17 protein-coding genes are annotated in these 18890 nt (G+C 73.4%); 10 read left to right on the forward strand and 7 right to left on the reverse strand.

What is annotated here, in order from left to right; translation table 11 throughout:
• The first annotated feature begins 119 nt into the window (after positions 1 to 119).
• The 4 genes from FHX36_RS01935 to FHX36_RS01950 all read left to right on the forward strand — a co-directional run bounded on the left by FHX36_RS01935 (position 120) and on the right by FHX36_RS01950 (position 5020).
• Positions 120 to 1514, forward strand: coding sequence for a C40 family peptidase (locus FHX36_RS01935; protein WP_343056553.1), 1395 nt, complete (start codon positions 120 to 122; stop codon positions 1512 to 1514).
• A gap of 193 nt (positions 1515 to 1707) precedes the next feature.
• Positions 1708 to 3087 carry an AAA family ATPase gene (locus FHX36_RS01940; protein WP_183513457.1) on the forward strand — a complete coding sequence of 460 codons (1380 nt, stop codon included), beginning with the start codon at positions 1708 to 1710 and terminating at the stop codon, positions 3085 to 3087.
• Complete coding sequence (locus tag FHX36_RS01945) at positions 3084 to 4067, forward strand: DUF58 domain-containing protein (protein ID WP_110550444.1); 984 nt, start codon at positions 3084 to 3086, stop codon at positions 4065 to 4067. The genes FHX36_RS01940 and FHX36_RS01945 overlap by 4 nt, the downstream gene beginning before the upstream one ends.
• On the forward strand, positions 4064 to 5020 hold the full coding sequence (locus FHX36_RS01950) for a VWA domain-containing protein (RefSeq protein ID WP_110550442.1): 957 nt from the start codon (positions 4064 to 4066) through the stop codon (positions 5018 to 5020). The genes FHX36_RS01945 and FHX36_RS01950 overlap by 4 nt, the downstream gene beginning before the upstream one ends.
• A gap of 3 nt (positions 5021 to 5023) precedes the next feature.
• Here FHX36_RS01950 and FHX36_RS01955 read toward each other — a convergent pair whose 3' ends face one another.
• Together FHX36_RS01955 and FHX36_RS01960 are read right to left on the reverse strand one after the other, a co-directional pair.
• The gene (locus FHX36_RS01955; protein WP_146251489.1) at positions 5024 to 6538 is read right to left on the reverse strand and encodes a GGDEF domain-containing protein; all 1515 of its coding nucleotides are present in this window, start codon (positions 6536 to 6538) and stop codon (positions 5024 to 5026) included.
• Between the two features lie 70 nt (positions 6539 to 6608).
• Entirely contained in the window at positions 6609 to 7580 is a 972-nt protein-coding gene (locus FHX36_RS01960) for a quinone oxidoreductase family protein (RefSeq protein ID WP_110550438.1), read from the reverse strand.
• Between the two features lie 626 nt (positions 7581 to 8206).
• On the opposite strand from FHX36_RS01960, the gene FHX36_RS01965 reads away from it, so the two are divergent.
• Positions 8207 to 9631, forward strand: a complete 1425-nt coding sequence (locus FHX36_RS01965) for a dihydrolipoyl dehydrogenase family protein (protein ID WP_110550436.1) — start codon at positions 8207 to 8209, stop codon at positions 9629 to 9631.
• 26 nt (positions 9632 to 9657) lie between these two features.
• On the opposite strand, the gene FHX36_RS01970 is transcribed toward FHX36_RS01965, so the two are convergent.
• Together FHX36_RS01970 and FHX36_RS01975 are read right to left on the reverse strand one after the other, a co-directional pair.
• The gene (locus tag FHX36_RS01970) at positions 9658 to 10635 is read right to left on the reverse strand and encodes a DMT family transporter (protein ID WP_110550434.1); all 978 of its coding nucleotides are present in this window, start codon (positions 10633 to 10635) and stop codon (positions 9658 to 9660) included.
• A gap of 73 nt (positions 10636 to 10708) precedes the next feature.
• Positions 10709 to 10930 (reverse strand): hypothetical protein, encoded by a 222-nt coding sequence (locus tag FHX36_RS01975; protein WP_181428601.1) that lies wholly within the window; start codon positions 10928 to 10930, stop codon positions 10709 to 10711.
• Between the two features lie 565 nt (positions 10931 to 11495).
• Here FHX36_RS01975 and FHX36_RS01980 point away from each other — a divergent pair.
• Together FHX36_RS01980 and FHX36_RS01985 are read left to right on the forward strand one after the other, a co-directional pair.
• Positions 11496 to 12107, forward strand: coding sequence for an RNA polymerase sigma factor (locus FHX36_RS01980; RefSeq protein WP_258372554.1), 612 nt, complete (start codon positions 11496 to 11498; stop codon positions 12105 to 12107).
• 265 nt (positions 12108 to 12372) lie between these two features.
• Positions 12373 to 12657: a zf-HC2 domain-containing protein gene (locus FHX36_RS01985; protein WP_110550430.1), complete on the forward strand. Its 285-nt coding sequence runs from the start codon at positions 12373 to 12375 to the stop codon at positions 12655 to 12657.
• 248 nt (positions 12658 to 12905) lie between these two features.
• Here FHX36_RS01985 and FHX36_RS01990 read toward each other — a convergent pair whose 3' ends face one another.
• Together FHX36_RS01990 and FHX36_RS01995 are read right to left on the reverse strand one after the other, a co-directional pair.
• Positions 12906 to 13061, reverse strand: a complete 156-nt coding sequence (locus FHX36_RS01990) for a Zn-dependent oxidoreductase (RefSeq protein WP_110550428.1) — start codon at positions 13059 to 13061, stop codon at positions 12906 to 12908.
• An 81-nt stretch (positions 13062 to 13142) separates the two neighbouring features.
• Positions 13143 to 14948, reverse strand: coding sequence for a lipase family protein (locus tag FHX36_RS01995; protein WP_110550460.1), 1806 nt, complete (start codon positions 14946 to 14948; stop codon positions 13143 to 13145).
• Between the two features lie 95 nt (positions 14949 to 15043).
• On the opposite strand from FHX36_RS01995, the gene FHX36_RS02000 reads away from it, so the two are divergent.
• Entirely contained in the window at positions 15044 to 16093 is a 1050-nt protein-coding gene (locus tag FHX36_RS02000; RefSeq protein ID WP_110550426.1) for a YdcF family protein, read from the forward strand.
• A 73-nt stretch (positions 16094 to 16166) separates the two neighbouring features.
• Positions 16167 to 17240 (forward strand): VanZ family protein, encoded by a 1074-nt coding sequence (locus FHX36_RS02005; protein ID WP_146251488.1) that lies wholly within the window; start codon positions 16167 to 16169, stop codon positions 17238 to 17240.
• A gap of 136 nt (positions 17241 to 17376) precedes the next feature.
• Here the strand turns inward: FHX36_RS02005 and FHX36_RS02010 are convergent, their stop codons facing one another.
• Entirely contained in the window at positions 17377 to 18321 is a 945-nt protein-coding gene (locus tag FHX36_RS02010; RefSeq protein WP_110550422.1) for an NAD(P)/FAD-dependent oxidoreductase, read from the reverse strand.
• Positions 18322 to 18383: 62 nt separating this feature from the next.
• Between FHX36_RS02010 and FHX36_RS02015 the strand changes: the two genes are divergently transcribed.
• Positions 18384 to 18791 carry a MerR family transcriptional regulator gene (locus FHX36_RS02015; protein WP_110550420.1) on the forward strand — a complete coding sequence of 136 codons (408 nt, stop codon included), beginning with the start codon at positions 18384 to 18386 and terminating at the stop codon, positions 18789 to 18791.
• The last annotated feature ends 99 nt before the right edge of the window (positions 18792 to 18890 follow it).

Genomic DNA, 18890 nt, shown 5'->3' on the forward strand with positions numbered 1-18890 from the left:
CGCCTCACCCGATCGCGTCGATCACACCCGGGAGAGCGCACCCCGACGGGTGTGCCGGGACTGGTCGAGACCGGCGCCGCCACGAACCCTGGGCGCCGGGCAACGGAGGAGTCGGGACAGTGCACACGCAGGTCAGGACGCAGCAGAGCACCACGGGACGCCGGGCGGGCCGCCGCTGGGCGACCCGGGTCGTCGGCGTCGCCGCCGTCACCGCGGTCGGGCTGGGCCTCGCGCCCGGCACCGCCTCGGCCGCCCCGGTCAACCCCAGCGACTCCCAGATCAGCGCCGCCGAGCAGGCCCGGCAGGCCGCTGCCGCACAGGTCGGGCAGGTGAGCGCCGCGCTCGCCGCGGCGGAGTCCGCCGCCGCCAACGCCTCGGCCGCGGCCAACATCGCGCTGCAGGACTACGAGGACGCGCAGGCCGCCTACGACGAGGCGCGCGCCGCGGCCGCCGCCGCCGCCGCTGCCGCCGCGCAGGCCGAGGTCGAGCTGCAGGGTGGCCGCGACGACGTCGCCGCCTTCGCCCGGGACAGCTACATGCAGGGCAGCACCAACGCCGGCGCCCTGGCGCTGATGACCTCCGGCGGCCCCGCCGAGCTGCTCGAGCGGGCCGCCCTGCTCGACGCGGTGGGGGAGCACCGGGTCGACGTCGTCGCCCAGCTCACCGTGCTGGAGGAGCAGGCCAACGCCGCCGACGAGGCGGCCCAGGTGAGCGTCGCCCAGGCCGACACGCTCAAGGTCGAGGCCGCCACGCTGCTGGCGACCGCGCAGGAGCAGGAGTCCGCGGCGCGCAGCCAGGCCGGTGCGCTGGCCGAGCAGCAGGAGCAGTACGAGGCGGGACTGGCGTCGGCGGAGCAGACGCTCACCGCGCTGCAGGGCCAGCGGGCCGCTGCCGAGGCGGCCGCCGCGCAGCAGGCCGCAGCAGCTGCGCGCGCCAGCACCTCGCGGCCGGCCGGCTCGTCGTCCGGGTCGTCGTCCGGCTCGGCGTCGTCCGGGTCCTCGTCGTCCGGGTCGTCGGCCGGCACGGGTGCCTCGACGGTCAAGCCGCCGGTCAGCGTGCCCGCACCGCCGCAGGGCACCACCGCCGGCGTGCCCTCGGGCGGCGCGGTGCAGACGGCGATCGCGGCGGCCAAGACCCAGCTCGGGCTGCCCTACTCCTGGGGCGGCGGCGGCAGCGGCGGGCCCAGCTACGGCATCCCGCCGGACACCGACATCTGGGGCTTCGACTGCTCGGGGCTGACCCAGTACGCCTACGCCCAGGCCGGCATCCAGATCGGCGGTACCAGCCGCGACCAGTGGTACCGGTTCCGCGGCCAGACCGTGGCGCGCGAGGACCTGCAGGCCGGTGACCTCGTCTTCTGGGCCAGCGGCAGCGCCTACAGCTCGATCTACCACGTGGCGCTCTACCTCGGCGGCGGCAAGGTCGTGCAGGCCCCGCAGAGCGGTGACGTCGTCAGGATCAGCAACATGTGGTACGGCGGCGACTACTTCGGCGCGGTGCGGCCGACCGGCTGATCCGAGGCGCGGGAGGCAGTGCCTCGACCGCGCAGATGAGGGCGTCGGGCAGCCACGGGGGGAGCTGCCCGACGCACGGACGAGGCTAGCAGCCCCGGCCCCTCGTGGGCAGGGGACCGCACGATCGGGGGACGGCGACCGGCCCGCCCGGCGTCCGGTGGCCCGCACAGCCAGGTGTAGGAGACTGGCTCGTGTGACCGCTGCCAGCAGCCCGCCCGTCTCCGATCAGCCCACCCCTCCCTCGGTCGACGCGGCGCGCCTGGAGCGCGCGCTGTTCGAGATCAAGCGGGTCATCGTGGGCCAGGACCGGCTCGTCGAGCGGATGCTCGTGGGCCTGCTCGCCCGCGGGCACGTGCTCCTGGAGGGTGTGCCCGGCGTCGCGAAGACCCTCGCCGTCGAGACCCTCGCGCGCGTGGTCGGTGGCGAGTTCGCCCGGCTGCAGTTCACCCCGGACCTGGTGCCCGCCGACATCCTCGGCACCCGGATCTACAAGTCCGGCCAGGACGCCTTCGACACCGAGCTCGGCCCGGTGTTCGCCAACTTCGTGCTCGCCGACGAGATCAACCGCGCGCCGGCCAAGGTGCAGTCGGCGCTGCTGGAGGTCATGGCCGAGCGGCAGGTCTCCATCGGCGGCGTCACCCACAAGCTGCCCGACCCGTTCCTGGTGCTGGCCACCCAGAACCCGATCGAGAACGAGGGCGTCTACCCGCTGCCCGAGGCCCAGCGCGACCGCTTCCTGCTCAAGGTGCTCGTCGACTACCCGAGCCCGGAGGAGGAGCGGGAGATCATCTACCGGATGGGCTCGAACCCGCCGTCCGCGGAGACGGTGCTCGGCCCCGATGACGTCCGCCGGCTGCAGCGCACCGCCTCGGAGGTCTTCGTCCACCACGCGCTGGTCGACTACGTCGTCCGGCTGGTGGTGGCCACCCGGGCGCCCCGCGAGCACGGCATGGCCGACGTCGCGAACTGGGTCTCCTACGGCGCCAGCCCGCGTGCCTCGCTGGGCCTGATCGCCGCCAGCCGGGCGCTGGCGCTGATCCGCGGCCGCGACTACGTGCTGCCGCAGGACGTCCTCGACGTCACCGGCGACGTGCTCCGGCACCGGCTGGTGCTCTCCTACGACGCCCTGGCCGACGGCGTGCCGGCCGACCACATCGTCAAGCGCGTGGTGCAGAGCGTCCCGCTGCCGCAGGTCACCCCGCGGCAGCGCTCCGGCGGCTACGGCCCGGGCAGCCCGGGCGGTCCGGTGGTGCCCGGGTTCGGCGGCGGCTCCTTCGGCCCGCCCAACGGCGGTGCGCCGAACGGCCAGCCGCAGGGGCAGCCCAACGGCCAGCCGAACGGGCAGCCCGGGCCGTACGGGCAGCCGGGCCAGTTCGGCCCGCCGCAGGGCCAGCCGGGCCAGTTCGGCCCGCCCCAGCAGCAGCAGTACGGGCAGCAGCCGCAGTTCGGCCAGTACGGCCAGCAGCAGCGCCCCGGTCAGCCCACCGGCCCGTCGAACGGGCAGCCCAACGGGCAGCCGGGCACGGGCGCCTCGGCGGCCTCCCCGGCTGACCGGCCCGACGGATCGGTGTGACCGGCCCCTCGGAGGCGCAGCAGGACGACGGGCCGCCGGCCGGCCGGTCGGCCGCGGACGGCGCGCCACCGCACTTCGGTGACGGCAGCAACGCCGAGGTGCTGCTCCGGCGCCTCGAGCTGACCGTCCGCCGCCGGCTCGACGGGCTGCTGCAGGGCGACCACCTGGGGCTGGTGCCGGGCTCGGGCAGCGAGGCCGGTGACTCCCGCACGTACCACCCGGGCGACGACGTCCGGCGGATGGACTGGCCGGTCACCGCGCGCACCCAGGTGCCGCACGTCCGGGAGACCATCGCCGACCGCGAGCTGGAGACCTGGGCGGTGCTCGACCTCTCGGCGAGCCTGGACTTCGGCACCGCGAACTGCGAGAAGCGCGACCTGGCCATCGCCGGGCTCGCCGCGGTCAGCCACCTCACCGTGCGCGGCGGCAACCGGCTGGGCGCCGTCGTCACCACCGGGGAGCGGGTCGACCGCTACCCGGCGGTGCCCGGGCGGATGGCCGCCGACCGGCTGCTCCGCTCGGTGGTGGCCACCCCGCGGGCCGCGAGCGGGCGCCGCGGTGACCTGGCCGCGGCGCTGGAGTCGCTGCGCCGGCCACCGCGCCGGCGCGGCCTGGTCGTGGTGATCTCCGACTTCCTGGGCGATTCCGACTGGGAGCGCCCGCTGCGCGGGCTGGCGGCCCGGCAGGAGCTGCTGGCGATCGAGGTGGTCGACCCCCGCGAGCTGGAGCTGGCCGACGTGGGCCTGCTGACCGTCGTCGACCCGGAGAGCGGGCAGACCCTCGAGGTGCCGACCGGCAACGCGGAGGTGCGCCGCCGCTTCGCCGAGGGCGCGGCCGCCCAGCGCCGGGAGGTCGCCACGGCACTGCGCCGGTGCGGGGCCGGGCACCTGCGGCTGCAGACCGACCGCGACTGGCTGTCCGACGTCGTCCGCTTCGTGGCAGAGCGCCGGCGTGCCGGCAGCGGAGGAGCTTCCCGATGACCTTCCAGTCCCCGTGGTGGCTGGCGGCCCTGCTGGCCGTGGCCGCCCTGCTCGGGCTGTACGTGCTGCTGCAGCTGCGCCGGGCCCGGTACGCCGCGCGCTTCACCAACGTGGCGCTGCTCGGCTCGCTGGTGCCCAAGCGCGCCGGCTGGCGGCGGCACGTGGCCTTCGGCCTGGTCACGCTGGGCCTCGCCGTGCTGGTCGTGTCGCTGGCGCAGCCGAGCACCGAGGTGCGGGTGCCGCGCGAGCGGGCGACGGTGATCATGGCCGTCGACGTCTCGCTGTCGATGCGGGCCACCGACATCGAGCCCGACCGGTTCAGCGCGATGCAGCAGGCGGCCAAGGAGTTCGTCGACGTGCTGCCGGCGCGGATCAACCTGGGACTGGTCAGCTTCGCCGGGACGGCGAGCACGCTGGTCACCCCGACCACCGACCGCGACCAGGTCGCCACCGCCATCGACAACCTGGAGCTGGCCGAGGCGACCGCGATCGGTGACGCCGTCTTCACCTCGCTGACCGCGATCACCAACTTCCAGGCCAGCCTGGAGGCCGGGGGCGAGGAGCTGCCGCCGGCCCGGATCGTGCTGCTGTCCGACGGCTACAGCACCGTCGGGCGGGAGGCGACGCAGGCCATCGACGCGGCCAACGCCGCCCAGGTGCCGGTCTCCACGATCGCGTTCGGCACCGACTACGGCACGCTTGACCTCAACGGGGAGACCGTGCCGGTACCGGTCGACCGCTCGACGCTGGAGGAGATCGCCGACGACACCGGCGGCAGCTACAGCGAGGCGGCCACCGCGCAGGAGCTGGAGCAGGTCTACGAGGACCTGGGCAGCCAGATCGGCTACACGACCGAGCCGCAGGACATCAGCCCGTGGTTCGTCCGAGGCGGCCTGCTGTTCGCCTTCCTCGGCATCGTCGCCTCGCTGCTCTGGACCAACCGGCTGCTGTAGGGCTCAGACCCCGGCCAGCTCGGCGGTGCGGACGCCGCCACCGTCGCGCTTGGCGGCGTACATCGCCGCGTCGACCGAGCGGAGCAGGTCGTCGGCCACCCGGGCGGTGACCCGCTCGGCGTCCGCCGCACCCGCCCGCAGCCCGGCGACCCGCTCGGCCGTGACCGCCAGCACCCCGACGCTGGCCTGCACCTGGACCCGGGTGGCGCCGTGGTCGCCGACCAGCGGCACCGGCCGGCCCACGGCCTCGGCGATCCGCCGGGCGAGCGTCTGGGCGCCGTCCTCGTCGGTGCCCGGGCAGAGCAAGACGAACTCGTCCCCGCCGACCCGGGCCACGGTGTCGGCCTGGCGCACCAGCGCCTGCAGCCGGGAGGTCACCGCCTGCAGCACGACGTCACCGGCCTGGTGCCCGTGCACGTCGTTGACCGGCTTGAACCCGTCGAGGTCGATGAAGACCAGCGCCAGCGAGGCGGTCGCGCCGGTCGCGAGGTCGTCGGTGAGCCGCCGCATGAGCAGCGTCCGGTTGGCCGCGCCGGTGAGCTGGTCGTGGTGCGCCTGGTACTGCAGGGCCGCCTCGGCGCGTTCGCGCTCCCGGACGACCCGGTAGAAGCGCAGCACCACGGCGGCGGTGACGACCAGGGTCGCGACCAGCGAGGGGACGACGGCCTGCCAGCCGGAGGCCAGCGCGGAGGTCAGCGACACCGCGGCCAGCGAGACCCCCAGCAGGAGCACCCGCCAGCGGTCCAGCGGTGCCGAGCCGCGCGCAGTGGGCGCCGTCGTCAGCTCGGCCCGCCGCGGGTGCAGCGCGGCCGCGCCGAGCAGGCCGTTGACGACGGTGAGGGCGCCGTCCAGGTGCGCGCCGTCCAGCCCGGGGGCGAACAGCGGGAGCAGCGCCTGCGCGCAGTCGATCGGGAAGGTCAGCACGAAGCAGGCCATCAGCAGGGCGGTGGGCACGCCGCGGCGCCCGGGGGCCAGCAGCAGGGTGAGGGCCAGCGCGAAGACGGCGACGTCCGCGAGGGGGTAGAGGGCGCCGACCAGCGTGGTCAGCGAGACGGTGTCGGTGCTGTAGGCCGGCCGGACGAGCAGCTGCCACGAGCTGACGGCAGCGGCGACCGCGACCACCAACACGTCCAGCCGCATCTCGACGCGCTGGGTGCGCGACATGCCCCGGCTGCGGACCATGCCGACCACCGCGGCGATCATCAGCGGGTAGGAGGCCAGCCAGAACAGGTCGGGCAGGCCGACCCAGTCGGTGCTCAGCCCGACGGCGTCGTACACCCGCTGGACGGTGTCGCCGGCCAGCCAGGCGGTGGCGGCCAGCGCGAGCAGCACCCAGGGCTGCCGGGCGCCGCCGTGCAGCTGCAGGGCACCGCGCCAGACCGCGCCGACGACCAGCACCAGCGCGGCCAGGTAGGTGACCGAGGCGGTCGGGCTGTCCGGGGCCAGGACGGTGGGGACGGCCAGCAGCGCGCAGGCGATCGGGACCACGCGCCACGCGACGCCCCGGGAGTCCTCCATGCCCCTGCAACGGCGTCGCCGGGGGAGTGCTTGAGCGGTTCCTCCGTTCGGGGTGGCCCGGCCCGCGGTGTCAGCGCGCGGGGTCGAGGGTGAGCTTGCCGCTGGTGCGCCGGGCGCGGAGGTCCTGGTGGGCCTCCCGGACGGCGGTCAGCGGGTAGCGGCCGCCGGAGACCGGCTGCAGGGCGCCGTCGGCGACGAGGGGGAGCAGCTCGCCCATCGCGGCGTCCAGCATCTCCGGGCGGCTGAAGCAGTGCGCCAGCCAGAAGCCGATGACCGCCCGGCTGGTGCCCATCAGCGAGGGGACGTTGACCGGCTTGGGGGCCTCCCGGCCGGCCATGCCGTAGGCGACCAGCCGGCCGAACGGCGCCAGCGCGGACAGTGACCCGTCGAGCACGTTCCCGCCGGTCATCTCCAGGACGACGTCGACGCGCCTGCCGCCGTTGGCCTCGCGGAGTGCAGCGGTGAAGGCCTTCGGGTCGTCGTCGGCCAGCGCCGGGTCGACGGTGGCGTCGGCGCCGAGGGACTCGGCCAGGGCGCGCTTCTCCGGGCTGGAGGCGGTGGCGATGACCCGGCCCGCGCCCCAGCGCTTCGCCAGCTGGACGGCGAGCGAGCCGACCCCGCCGGCGCCGGCGATGACCACGACCGACTCGCCGGAGGCCAGGTGCGCGGAGGTCCTGAGCAGGTGCCAGGCGGTCGCGCCCTGCAGGACGACGGCGAGGGCCTGCTCGTCGGTGACGGCGTCGGGCACCGGCCAGGTCAGCCGCGGGTTGGTGGCGACCTTCTGCGCGTACCCGCCGCCGCCGACCAGGCCGACCACCCGCGGGCCGCCGCCGGCGAGGGTGCCGACGAACTCCGCGCCCGGGATGAGCGGCAGGGTCTGCTTGGCGAGGTAGGTGTCCTCGGTCTGGTGAGTATCTGCAAAATTCACGCCCGACGAGCTGATGTCGAAGAGCTGCTCGCCGTCCCCGGGGACCGGGTCGGGCAGGTCGACGACGTCCATGACCTCGGGGCCGCCGAAGCGGGTGATCTGCACAGCACGCATGCAGCCCAACCTAGGGGGCCAGCTCACAGGGGGTCCTGCTGGTGGCAGACGTCTGCTGACGAGAGCTGGGGGGCCGAGCCCACCGGCAACAACGCGTCGAAGGGTGGTCGCCCCCCACGGGGGTCACCACCGCTCGCGCTGGTCGCGTCGGCGACTCGACGCGCGTCCCGGCTCGTCCCAAGAGATGCGGCTACCGGGAGCTCAGGGCATCGAGTGGTCCGCGCCTCATGCCGCGGGAGCACCCAGTCGGACCGCACCCAGTGGCGGGTGCGGCCGAACGGGATCTCCTGCAGGTGGTCCGGGGGTTCCTCCCCGGCTTTCCGGGAGGGGCCGGCCGGCGCCACCTCGGTGATGATGACCGGTGTTCAGGTCGGTTGCCGGCTCCCCGCGTCGGCGATGACCAGGCGACTCGCGATGAGCAGTGCCATTGCTACGACCACCCACCAGCTGCCCGCGAGGAGCGCCAGTACGCCCAGAACGAGGGCGGACACGAGGACGATGATCCGTGCAGCAGCCGCGGACCGACACTCCCGCGGCACGCGGCCCGCCGATGAATCCTGGGGGCAGCGACCACTCCCTCCCGCCACGGCCGTAACGCCCGCAGAGGTGGGGGAGACACCACGGGTATGACATCCAGCTCGGTGGGGCCCGCGTCGAACACCCATGACGTCATCGTCGTCGGTGCGGGACCTGGTGGGGAGGATGCGACCACTGCGCTGCTCCGGGCGGGGCTCTCCGTCGCGATGGTCGAGTCCGAGCTGGTCGGGGGGGAGTGCTTCAACTGGGCATGCGTACCGAGCAAGGCGATGCTCCGAGCTGGCCATGCACTCCGTTCGGCTCACCGACTGCCCGGCGCCCACGAGGTGATCAGCGGTCCGCTCCAGGCGGCAGCCGTCCTCGCACATCGCGACGAGGTGATCTCCCACCGCGACGACAGCGGGTTGGTCGAGGGGTTCACCGGGGCAGGCGCGACGTTCGTCCGCGGACACGGTCGTCTCGACGGCCCGCGTCGGGTGGTCGTGGAGACGGCGGACGGCCGGCTGGTCCTGACGGCGACTCTCGCCGTCATCGTCGCCACGGGCTCCACGGTCGCGTTCCCGGACGTGCCAGGGCTGGCGCAGGCCGGCCCGTGGACGAACAGAGAGGCGACGTCGGCCCGACGGGCGCCCCGCAGGCTCACCGTCCTGGGCAGTGGGGCCGTCGCACTCGAGCTGGCACAGGCCTGGCGCTCGCTGGGCAGCGAACGGGTCGTCGTCCTGAGCCGGCGGGCCACGCTGCTGCCCGATCTCGAACCGTTCGCCGGCGAGTTGGTGCTGGAGGGCCTGCGCGACTCCGGGGTGGACGTCCGCTTCGGCGTCCGGGTGCTCCGAGTCGACCGATCCGCAGCCGGCGGGGAGGTCGCCGTCCAGCTCGATGACGGGACGGCCCTCGTCTCCGACGAACTCCTGGTGGCGACCGGTAAGCGGCCGACCACCCAGGACCTGGGTCTGGAGGCGGCGGGACTCCGTCCCGGCGAGATCGTCGAGGTCGACGACAGCATGCGGGTACCGGGGAGCGACTGGCTGTACGCGATCGGCGACGTGAACGGCCGAGCACTCTTCACTCACCAGGCCAGCTACCACGCCCGGGTCGCAGCGGCCGCCATCGCGGCGCGGAGCCAGGGGGCAGAGCCGGACTTCCTGGCGGAAGCGGACTCCTACGCCGTGCCCCGAGTCCTGTTCACCGACCCCGAGGTCGCCTCGGTCGGCCTGTCCCACGCGCAGGCGGTCGGGCGGGGGATACGGGCGCGGGTGGTCGAGGCGGACCTCGGGAAGGTGCTCGGAGCCCAGTTGCACGCCGATGGTTACCGCGGGCGCGTGAGCCTGGTGGTCGACCAGGACGCGAGCGTGCTCGTGGGCGCCACGTTCGTCGGTCAGGACGTCGCCGACATGGTGCACGCCGCGTCGGTCGCCGTCGTGGGGCGCGTGCCCCTCGAGAGGCTGCGCCACGTCATCCCGAGCTTCCCCACCATGAGCGAGGTGTGGCTCGACCTCGTGCCGTCGGCATCGTGAACTGAGGGGCGCCGGGACCGCCGGGCTCAGGAGGACACGAGCCCAATGCCGGCCAGCGCCAGCGCGACGCCGACCAGCTGCCAGCGGTTGACGCGTTCGCGCAGGAAGACGGCGGCGATGAGCACCGCGACCACCGGGTCGAGCGACCCCAGCGGGCCGACCACGGCCAGCGGGCCCACGCCGATCGCGTACGTCAGTGCGACGTCGGAGGCGACGTCGAGCACGGCGATCGCCCCGGCAACGCCGAGCAGCCGTGCACTCGGACGTACACACCGCAACGTGTGACGGCTCGCGGCCAGCACGGTGACCAGCAGGGAACCCGCTTGCACTGCCAGTGCCACCAGCAGCGCCGTGGCCAGGGCCAAGCCATCGTCAGACGTGGGCGCAGCGCTCGCGATGGCCACGTCCACGATGATGAAGAAGGACCCGAAGCCGACCGCCGCCACCACGGACAACAGCACCGCAGCCAGCGCCGGGCGTGCGTAGGCGAAGGGCCTGCACTGGTCGTGGACGGGGGCCACCTGGGATCGTCCGGGGGCGCCCAGTGGTCGTCGCGGCCAGATGTCGGTCGTGTGGGAAGCGTTGTCGCTCCGCAGGGCGATCACCAGGATCCCGGCGACGACGGCGACCAACCCGACGATCGCGCTGACGCTGAGCTGTTCGCCGGTCACCAGCCCGCCGACGAGCGGGATCACGACACCGGCGCCGGACACCGGGGCGACGATCGACGTCGGCCCGTTCTGCAGTGCGGTGTAGAAGGCCAGCACGCCGAGGGCTCCGAGCACGCCGGCCACGCCACCCCAGACCAGGCCAGGCACGGTCGGTTCCGGCCGCTGGAGGAACACCCCACCGGTCAACATGACCACCGCGAGCAGCTGCACCCAGAGGGCAACCGACGACGCTGTGTGGCGACGGACGGCCACTCCCGCCAGGACGTCGCCCACGCCGTAGCCGATGCTCGACGCGACGGCGAGCAGCGCCGCCCCGGTCGTCAGTGAGAACACGTGAGCACAGCCGGGATCGCGTCCGGGAGCGGGTCGACGCGAGCCCCGCGTCCGCGGCCGGGTCGGGCCTGCGTCACGGTGTCGCTCGCCGGTCGGCCACGCCGAGGCAGGGCGCGCACAGAGCCGACGGCGGGGAAGCGAGCTCTGCCCCGACCACCCGGATGTCGGCGTCGGTGAGAACCTCGTCCATGCCTGCCACCGTGTCGGCCCCGTGCTCGAGTGACTGCCGGGCGGACTCCCGGCCCGAGCCTTGGTTGGCGCCGGTGACGAGCACTGTCGCGTTCTCGATCCGCATGTCGGTGAGACATGCCGATGTCCGCCTGCGTTACACGGCCACGGAACTCGAGGGCGCCGGTCGTGTCCCGACGCCGCGCGAGACTCCCGCACCTCCTCCGGAGAGGAGGGTGGTCGCGCCGCCGGGAGGGGACCGGCGGGACATGCCCCTCGAGGTGGAACGCCGGGGAGCTGGCGCGGGGTCAGGGCCCGTGTGCCGGTGTCCCGCCGTCCTCGAGGGGCGTCGCTGCTCAGCCCGGCCCGGCGCGCGGCACCACACCCGTTCGCGCGGACGCACCTCGTCTGCCGGGAGGCTGGAAGAGTGCACCCATGCGGTCATCGGGGTCCGGCGCGGTGACGGGCCGTGGCGATGACGACGTCCTGGGGATGCGCCTGAGCGGCCGGTGCGTCCACGGTCAGTCCGGTGGGCGAGCTGGCACGGCAGTGCCGGACGGTCGCGGCCACGGGTGGGGACCGCGGCGCGACGCGCGGCTCCTGGGTGCACCGTCGGGCTGCGACCGGTGACGGGAGCCACCGCACCGTCAGGTCGAGGTCGGTCGAGGACCTTCGAGGACGACGACGTTCTAGTGACGGCGCTCCAGGCCGGGGACGAGGCTGCCTTCGCACACGTCCTCGATCACCACAGCGCGGCCCTGCTGCGAGTGGCCATGCTCCACGTCAGCAGCCGCCAGGTGGCTGAGGAGGTGGTGCAGGACGCGTGGCTGGCGGTGATCCAGGGGATCGACAGGTTCGAGCGCCGCTCGTCCTTCAAGACCTGGTTGTTCCAGATCCTGCTGAACAAGGCCAGGACGCGGGGTGCCCGGGAGCGACGCAGCGTGCCGTTCAGTTCCGCCGGCGGCGCCGGGGACTCCTGGGGAGGAGCGGTGCCGCCCGAGCGGTTCAGAGGAGTCGATGATCCCGAGTTCCCGCACTGGTGGGCGAGCTACCCGACACGCTGGGACACGCTCCCGGAGAGGCGGCTGGTCGGCCAGGAGACCCTCGACAAGGTGCGCGCCGCGATCGACGCGTTGACACCCAGGCAGCGCGAGGTCGTGACCTTGCGGGACGTGCACGGGTGGACGGCCGACGAGGTGTCCGCCTACCTGGGCCTCACCGCTGCCAACCAGCGGGTCCTCCTGCACCGGGCCCGCTCGAAGGTGCGCCTCGCGCTCGAGGAGTACCTCGATGACGGTCGCTGACGCCGCGGTCGACCGGTGGCGGCAGTATCTTTCGCCTGGGACGTCGTGACGGGGGATCGCCTCGCCAGCGACGAGGTCGGTGGGGACGTCATGACCGTCCTGCACCAGTGACCTCTGATGCAGCCGAGCGTGGTGGTGCTGCGGGACGTGCACGGGTGGGCTGCTGAGGAGGTGGGCGCGGTTCTGGAGATGACCGACGCCGTTCAGCGGGCCCTGCTGCACAGAGGGCGTTCGAAGCTCAGTGGCGCGTTCGAGAGGCGTCTCGATGACCGGACCTGACCCCGACGTCGTCGACAGGGGGTCGTTGAACTGCCGCGAGTTCGTCGAGATCGTGACCGATTACATCGAGGACGACCTCCCGAGAGCGGCTCGCGCAGACTTCGATCACCATCTCGATGTCTGCGTCGGCTGCACGAACTACCTCGACCAGGTGCGCGCAACGATCGCCTTGAGTCGAACCGCCGTCTTGCGCGGCACCGACGGTGACGCGCTCACCCAGTCGGCTCGCGAAGCGCTCTTCGAGGCTTTCCGGCGTTCGCGGAACGCCTGAGCGGCGTCACGTTCCGCGGTACGACTGTGGGCCTTTCGACGCGTCCGGTCCCACTGACGAACGGCGAGAAGGTGCCAAGGCCGACCGGAGCATCAACTCCGGTCTGGCACCTGTACGTGCCGTTCCATCGACTTGACCTGAGCCCGGGCCGGCCTGTCCGACGTCAGCGTGACGGCTGACAGCCGCGAGTACTCGTGCGCCGAGCTCTGTGGGCCCACCCCGGTGATGGTGAGGTGCGGCGCGCCATGTCAGTTGGCCGACAGCTGGTGGTGTGTATCCGCAATATCGACCCCACCGGAGCGGATGTCGAAGAGCTGCTCGCCGTCCCCGGGGACCGGGTCGGGCAGGTCGACGACGTCCATGACCTCGGGGCCGCCGAAGCGGGTGATCTGCACAGCACGCATGCACGGGGGCTATGGCCCGGCCGACGACAGCACCGTTACAGGTCCGCGGACGCGGCTCACGGTCGCGTCATGCTGCGGCGGTCACGAGCAGGTGTTCGCCTGGGGCAGGCCGGCGAGCCGGTCCTTCGTCCACTGCTCGAGGTCGGCGTTCAGCGGCGAGTCGGGCTCGAGCACGCCCATGTGGTTCCTCCCCGCGTACGTCGTGTACTGCAGCGGCCGTCCGGCGGCACACAGCCGGGCCACGTAGTCGTCCTGCAGCCGGGCGACGATGACCTCGTCGGCGGTGCCCTGGCCGATGAACAGAGGTGCGGGCCAGGGGCCCAACGGCACGTTCTCCCGCAGCCGTCGGCCGACCGCCCCGGTCGCCGGATCGGCACGGAGGATGGGCGTGTCCCGGGAGACCGCAACGCCGGTGAGGACGGTGAGGATCGTGCCGGGGTCGCCGGTGCACCGGGCGGCCGCCTCCTCGACCAGCGTCCGCGCCGCCGGGTTGACGTCGTCCAGCGAGATGTCGGGGTAGGTCCAGCTGTACGCGGCGAGCACGAAGGAGATGCCCAGGCTGGCGCCCAGGGCACCGGGGTGGGAGGTGACGAGCTCGGCCAGCGCCAGCGGGTCGCTCGCGGCCGACAGCGCCGCTGTCCCGACGACGTCGACGTCGGGTGCGTACGTCGGGGCGAGCTGTCCGGCCCAGAGCGCGGCGTGCCCGCCCTGGGAGTGCCCCCAGACCACCGTCTCGGGCGCGAGGTAGAGGCCGTCGAGTTGGTGCGCGGCCCGCACGGAGTCCAGGACCGAGCGGCCCTCGCCCTGCCCGATCAGGTAGGGGAAGTCCCCCTCCGTCCCCTGGCCGATGTAGTCGGTGGCGACCATCCCCCACCCGTTGCGGGCCAGGGCGTCCATGGCCGGCATGCCCTCGGGGGTGATGGCGTAGCGCCCCAGACTGGGCGCGCAGGCCCGCGCAACGCCGACCGTGCCGTGGGCCCAGGCGATCAGGGGGACGGGCTTCCCCGCGGACTCGGCGGGAACGGCGACCACGCCGCTCGCCAGGCCGGGGACGCCGTCGTCGGCGGTGGTCGTGTAGAGGATGCGGTGGGCCACCAGGCCCTGCGGCAGCTCGCCGTCGTAGGGCTCCGCGCGGAGCAGCTGTCCGGGCTCGTCGGGGACGTCGTCGGGTGCGTCGTAGAAGCCGTCGAGCACCGGGAGGCCCCGCCGGAACTGTTCGCTGACCACGAGGGTCGTGCCCGCCACCAGCAGGACCCCGGCCGCAGCTCCCCAGCGCAGGACCGGCGAACGCGTGCGCCGGGGCGCGGCGTCGGCCGTGGCCGAGGAGGGGTGACGCGCGGCCCGGGCCCCGCGCCAGAGCAGTGACAGGCCGAAGCCGGCGGTGCGGACCCCGAACAGGAGGGCGATCACCAGCAGGGTGGCGTCCGGCCACACCCACGCCACGGCGCCGAACGCGATCTCGGAGAGCCCGAACGCGCCCCCGATCAGCCGTTCCCTGGCCGAGCCGCGGCGCAGGTCGAGCAGCCGGACGGCGCCGCTGACGACGAGCAGCCCGGCCACGAAGGGACCCAGCAACTGCAGACTCCGGCCGAGCCAGGCGAGCACCGCCACGCCGGCGAGGACCCAGCCGACCCCCGTGAGCAGGGACAACTTGCCGCGATCGGCGTGGCGGGCGACGAGGTCACCGAGGCCGGAGACCACGCAGCTGATGCCGGTGTAGATGCCCAGGACGGTCAGCGAGCTGAGGGGCCGCACCGCGAGCAGCGCGCCCAGCGCCGTGGTGACCGCGCCGATGGTCACGAGCACCCACCACGGCGCCCGTGCGAGGAGCCCGGGCAGCGCACGGACCCGGTGGCCGAGGCGGCGGTACGGGGTCTCGGCCGGCATGTCCGCACCGTAGGCGACCGAGTCACCGGACACCCGGTCGATCGAGTCCTGCACGCCGGCCGCAGGTGTCGCCCGCAGGTGCTTGGATCGAGTGAGTGAGCCCGGGGACCGAGTTCGTGGTGCAGGCTCTCGTCGCGCTCTTCGGGGTGCTTGCCGTGGTGGGTGCTCTCGTGTGGTCGCTGCGGAAGGACCCACGATCGCTGCGCAACGGCGTCCTGGTGATCCTGGTGGTGCACTACCTGCTGGGCTTCATCGCCGCGGTCACCGCATGGTCCAGCGTGCTTCAGACCGTCGACGGACTCGTCCTCCTGGCGGTGGGGGGACTGGTCGCGCTCGGTCTCTCCCTGCTGCCACTGCTCCTGGTCCTCGACGGTGTCCTGATGCTGCGCAGGGAGAGTCGATCACTGGCCAATGCGCTGTCACTGCTGGGAGGACTGTCGATGATCTGCCTCCCACTGGTCCTCGTCGCGCTGCTCCGACACGAGAACGCCGTGACCGGTTCCCTGGCGGCGGGGCTCCTCACCGCGCAGGTCTGCGCCGGTCTGCTGTTCCTGGTCTTCGCGGTGCACACCGCGCTGTACGCCAGGATCGCCCGTCGCGCCCGGGCGCACGCGGTGATCGTCCTCGGGGCCGGTCTGGTGGAGGGCCAGGTGCCACCGTTGCTCGCCGGGCGCCTGCGCCGGGCGGTCACCGCCGTCGAGGAGCGGAAGGCGCAGGCCGAGGCGATCGTCATCGTCCCCAGCGGAGGTCAGGGCAGGGACGAGCCGTTCGCAGAAGGGGCGGCCATGGGGGAGTGGCTCCGCCGGCACGGCGTCGACGCCGACCACGTCCTCGTCGAGGACCAGGCACGGACCACACAGGAGAACCTCCGCTACAGCGCACGACTGCTGGCTGAGCACGGGGTGCAGGAGCCGTACCTGATCGTGACGAGCAACTACCACGCTCCCCGCGCCGCGATGCTCGCCCGACGGCTGGGGATCGATGCCCAGGCGATCGGCTGCCCGACCGCGCTGTACTACTGGCCCAGCGCGTACCTCCGCGAGTTCGTGGCGGTGTTGGTCGAGCACCGTCTCCTGGTGGTGATCTCCGGCATCGCGGTCGTGGGGATGATGGCCCTCACCTGGTCGTCCCTGACGGCTGGATGACCGGGCCGCACCTTCCGCGACGCCCGCCCACCAGTGGCTCGTGGGCCGACACGGGCATGACCAGGAGGCCGATGTGCTGACCGTGCTGGACGCGTTCCTGGACCAGCTCGGACGAGGGGCGGTCTTCGCCCTGCTCGCACTCGCCGTGGTGGCGATCCCGGTGCTGGTCGTCCAGTACCGGCGCTTCGGTGTGGTGGACCGGGGACGCGCGGCCGGTGCGTACCTGTTCGTCGTCTACGCCGTCTTCGTCGTCGCGCTGACCCTGCTCCCGCTGCCCCCGCCCGATGACGTGGTGTGCGTGGGGAGGAACCTGCGCCCCCTGGCGTTCGTGGGAGCCGTCCGGGACGACCTGGCCGACGGTTTCTCCGTCCTGTCGAGTCCGGCACTCTTCCAGCTGCTGTACAACGTCGCGATGTTCGTTCCTGGAGGCGTGCTGCTCCGGCGTTCGTTCCGGTGGCCGCTCCTCCACGTGTTCGTGGCGGCGCTGGTGGCCTCCGTGGCGATCGAGACGGTCCAGGGCACCGGCATCTTCGGGCTCTACGACTGTGCCTACCGCGTCCTGGACGTGGACGACGTCCTGGCCAACGTCTCCGGAGCAGTGGTCGGCGCCCTGCTGGCACCGGCGGTCGTCCTGGTGCCGCGACCGGGTCACGGGGTCGCGGGCTCGGGCCGGTCCGGTGCGCTCCGGCGCGCGACCGCAGCGTCGGTCGACTTCCTGCTCGTCGGCATCCTCGGCGGCAGCGACCTGGCCGGTACGGCTGCCCTGCTCCTGCTCGTCTTCGTCGCCGTCCCCGTCCTCACCGGGGGCGCCACCCCCGGACAGCGCCTGGTGCGGGCGACGGTCGTGCGAGCGGACGGTCGTCCTGCCTCGCGGAACGCCCTGCTGCAGCGCGGACTCCTCATCTCCGGCAGCTGGTTCGTCACCGTCGCGTTCTCGCGGTGGACCGGCACCCGGGCCGAGGAGCTGCCCGGCCTGGTCGTCGTGGCCCCGCTGGTCGTCGTGGCCGTCCTCGTCGGCGCGGTCATCGGCACCGTGGCGATCCGGCGGGACGGCCGGGCACCTCAGGACCTGCTCACCGGCACCGAGGTGCTGGTCAGGCCTCAGGCTGGCGACCGCACGGCCGGGGCCACCGACGGAACGACGTGAGCTGCCGGCGTGTCCGACCAGCACTCGCCCCTGCCTCGAGCCGGCCGTCACGGAGAACGGGTCGCGTGACGGCCGGGGTCCGGTGACCGTTCCCGGCAGTCGGACACAGGCTCACCGGATCGCGTCGTCCCGTCGCTCATCGCGGCGTCGCCGTCGGGAAGGGGGCGGGCAGCGCGAAGTCGTCCGAGAGCAGGTCCTGGTCGAGCACGGCGGCGGCCACCTGACCGGCCGCGCCGGCCGCCGTCACCGACGCCAGCGGCATGGGCAGGGTGGAGCGATGGGCCATGTCCCCGGCGGCGTAGATCCCGGGCACGGAGGTGCGCCCGAACTCGTCCACCTCGATGCCGCCGTCGGGCAGCAGTGCGCACCCCGCGCCGCTGGCCAGCGCGGACCGCTGACGGGTGGAGCTGGCGACGAACAAGGCATCACGAGGGAGTGTGCCGCCGTCACTGAACCGGAGCTCGGTCAGGCGGGATCCCCGGGCGCCGAGTTCGACGAGTCGTTCGGGTCGGACGCCGACCCCCGCCCTGCCGAGCACGCCGTCGTCCGGGGCGGTGAGCTCGGCGCCGTCAGTGCAGAGCACCACGTCATCCGTGAACCGCGTCAGCTGCAGGGCCAGTCGCACCCGCTGCGGTGACGCTCCCTGGACGGCGACTGCCTGCCCGTTCGTCTCCCAGCCGTGGCAGTAGGGGCAGTGGAAGACCGACGATCCCCAGAGCTCTGCCATCCCCGGGATCGGCGGCAGGACGTCGACCAAGCCGGTGGCGAGGAGCACCCGGCGTCCGGCGACCGGCCGGCCCGAGGCGACCGTGGCTTCGAAGCCGGCGCGCGTCGGCGTGAGTCCCGTCGTCTCCTCGGACCGGATGGTGATGGCCGGGTAGCGGCCGAGGTCGGCGAGCGCAGCGCGGCGGTACTCCTCGGGCGGCGTGCCGTCGCGGGTGAGCACGTTGTGCATGCGGTGCGCCGGGGCATTGCGTGGCCGCCCGGCGTCGAGCACGCACACGTCGCGATGCGAACGACCGAGCATGAGCGCCGCCGACAGGCCTGCCACGCCACCACCGATGATGAGCACGTCGAACACGGGATCGCCCTCCCTCTCGAGGAGCCTTGACGGACGACCGCACTCTGCGACTTCATGTCGACATGAGGTCAAGCGAGACGTGGAGCATCGGTCAGCTCGCCGCCCGTCTGGGCAGACCGCCACACGTGCTGCGGCACTGGGAGACGGTGGGTCTGCTCCGTCCCGCCCGGGACGTCGGAGGGCGCCGGTGCTACGGCCCCGACGACCTCTCCCGGATCGCCGTGATCGTCCGTGGCAAGGAAGCAGGGATCGGCCTCGACGAGCTGAAGGCCATCCTGGATGCGGACCCTGACGCCCGCCTTCGCCTGCTCCAGGCCCACCATGCAGAACTCGACCGGCGCATCACGGCGATCCAGGCCTCCCAGCGCCTCACCCGACATGCTGTCGACTGCGAGGCGGGGGACTTCACCACCTGCCCGAACTTCCAGGCGCTGGCGCGGGAGGTGATCGGAGACGGTGTCCCCGCGTAGCGACCAGCACCGGTAGGGGCAGCGATGAGAACCGTGGCGGTCCGGGTCTCCCTCCCGCCCTCGGTCGCGTCAGGTCGCGGACCTGGGCCTCGGCGCGTC

Origin of the sequence: Modestobacter versicolor, from assembly GCF_014195485.1 — a bacterium.
GTDB classification, from domain to species: domain Bacteria; phylum Actinomycetota; class Actinomycetes; order Mycobacteriales; family Geodermatophilaceae; genus Modestobacter; species Modestobacter versicolor.

Bases quoted from the DNA above. Each gene is read 5' to 3' on its own strand.
- FHX36_RS01950 (WP_110550442.1), top strand. From the start codon at position 4,064: ATGACCTTCCAGTCCCCGTGGTGGCTGGCGGCCCTGCTGGCCGTGGCC.
- FHX36_RS01955 (WP_146251489.1), bottom strand. From the start codon at position 6,538: ATGGAGGACTCCCGGGGCGTCGCGTGGCGCGTGGTCCCGATCGCCTGC.
- FHX36_RS01960 (WP_110550438.1), bottom strand. From the start codon at position 7,580: ATGCGTGCTGTGCAGATCACCCGCTTCGGCGGCCCCGAGGTCATGGAC.
- FHX36_RS01965 (WP_110550436.1), top strand. From the start codon at position 8,207: ATGACATCCAGCTCGGTGGGGCCCGCGTCGAACACCCATGACGTCATC.
- FHX36_RS01975 (WP_181428601.1), bottom strand. From the start codon at position 10,930: ATGCGGATCGAGAACGCGACAGTGCTCGTCACCGGCGCCAACCAAGGC.
- FHX36_RS01985 (WP_110550430.1), top strand. From the start codon at position 12,373: ATGACCGGACCTGACCCCGACGTCGTCGACAGGGGGTCGTTGAACTGC.
- FHX36_RS01990 (WP_110550428.1), bottom strand. From the start codon at position 13,061: ATGCGTGCTGTGCAGATCACCCGCTTCGGCGGCCCCGAGGTCATGGAC.
- FHX36_RS01995 (WP_110550460.1), bottom strand. From the start codon at position 14,948: ATGCCGGCCGAGACCCCGTACCGCCGCCTCGGCCACCGGGTCCGTGCG.
- FHX36_RS02015 (WP_110550420.1), top strand. From the start codon at position 18,384: ATGAGGTCAAGCGAGACGTGGAGCATCGGTCAGCTCGCCGCCCGTCTG.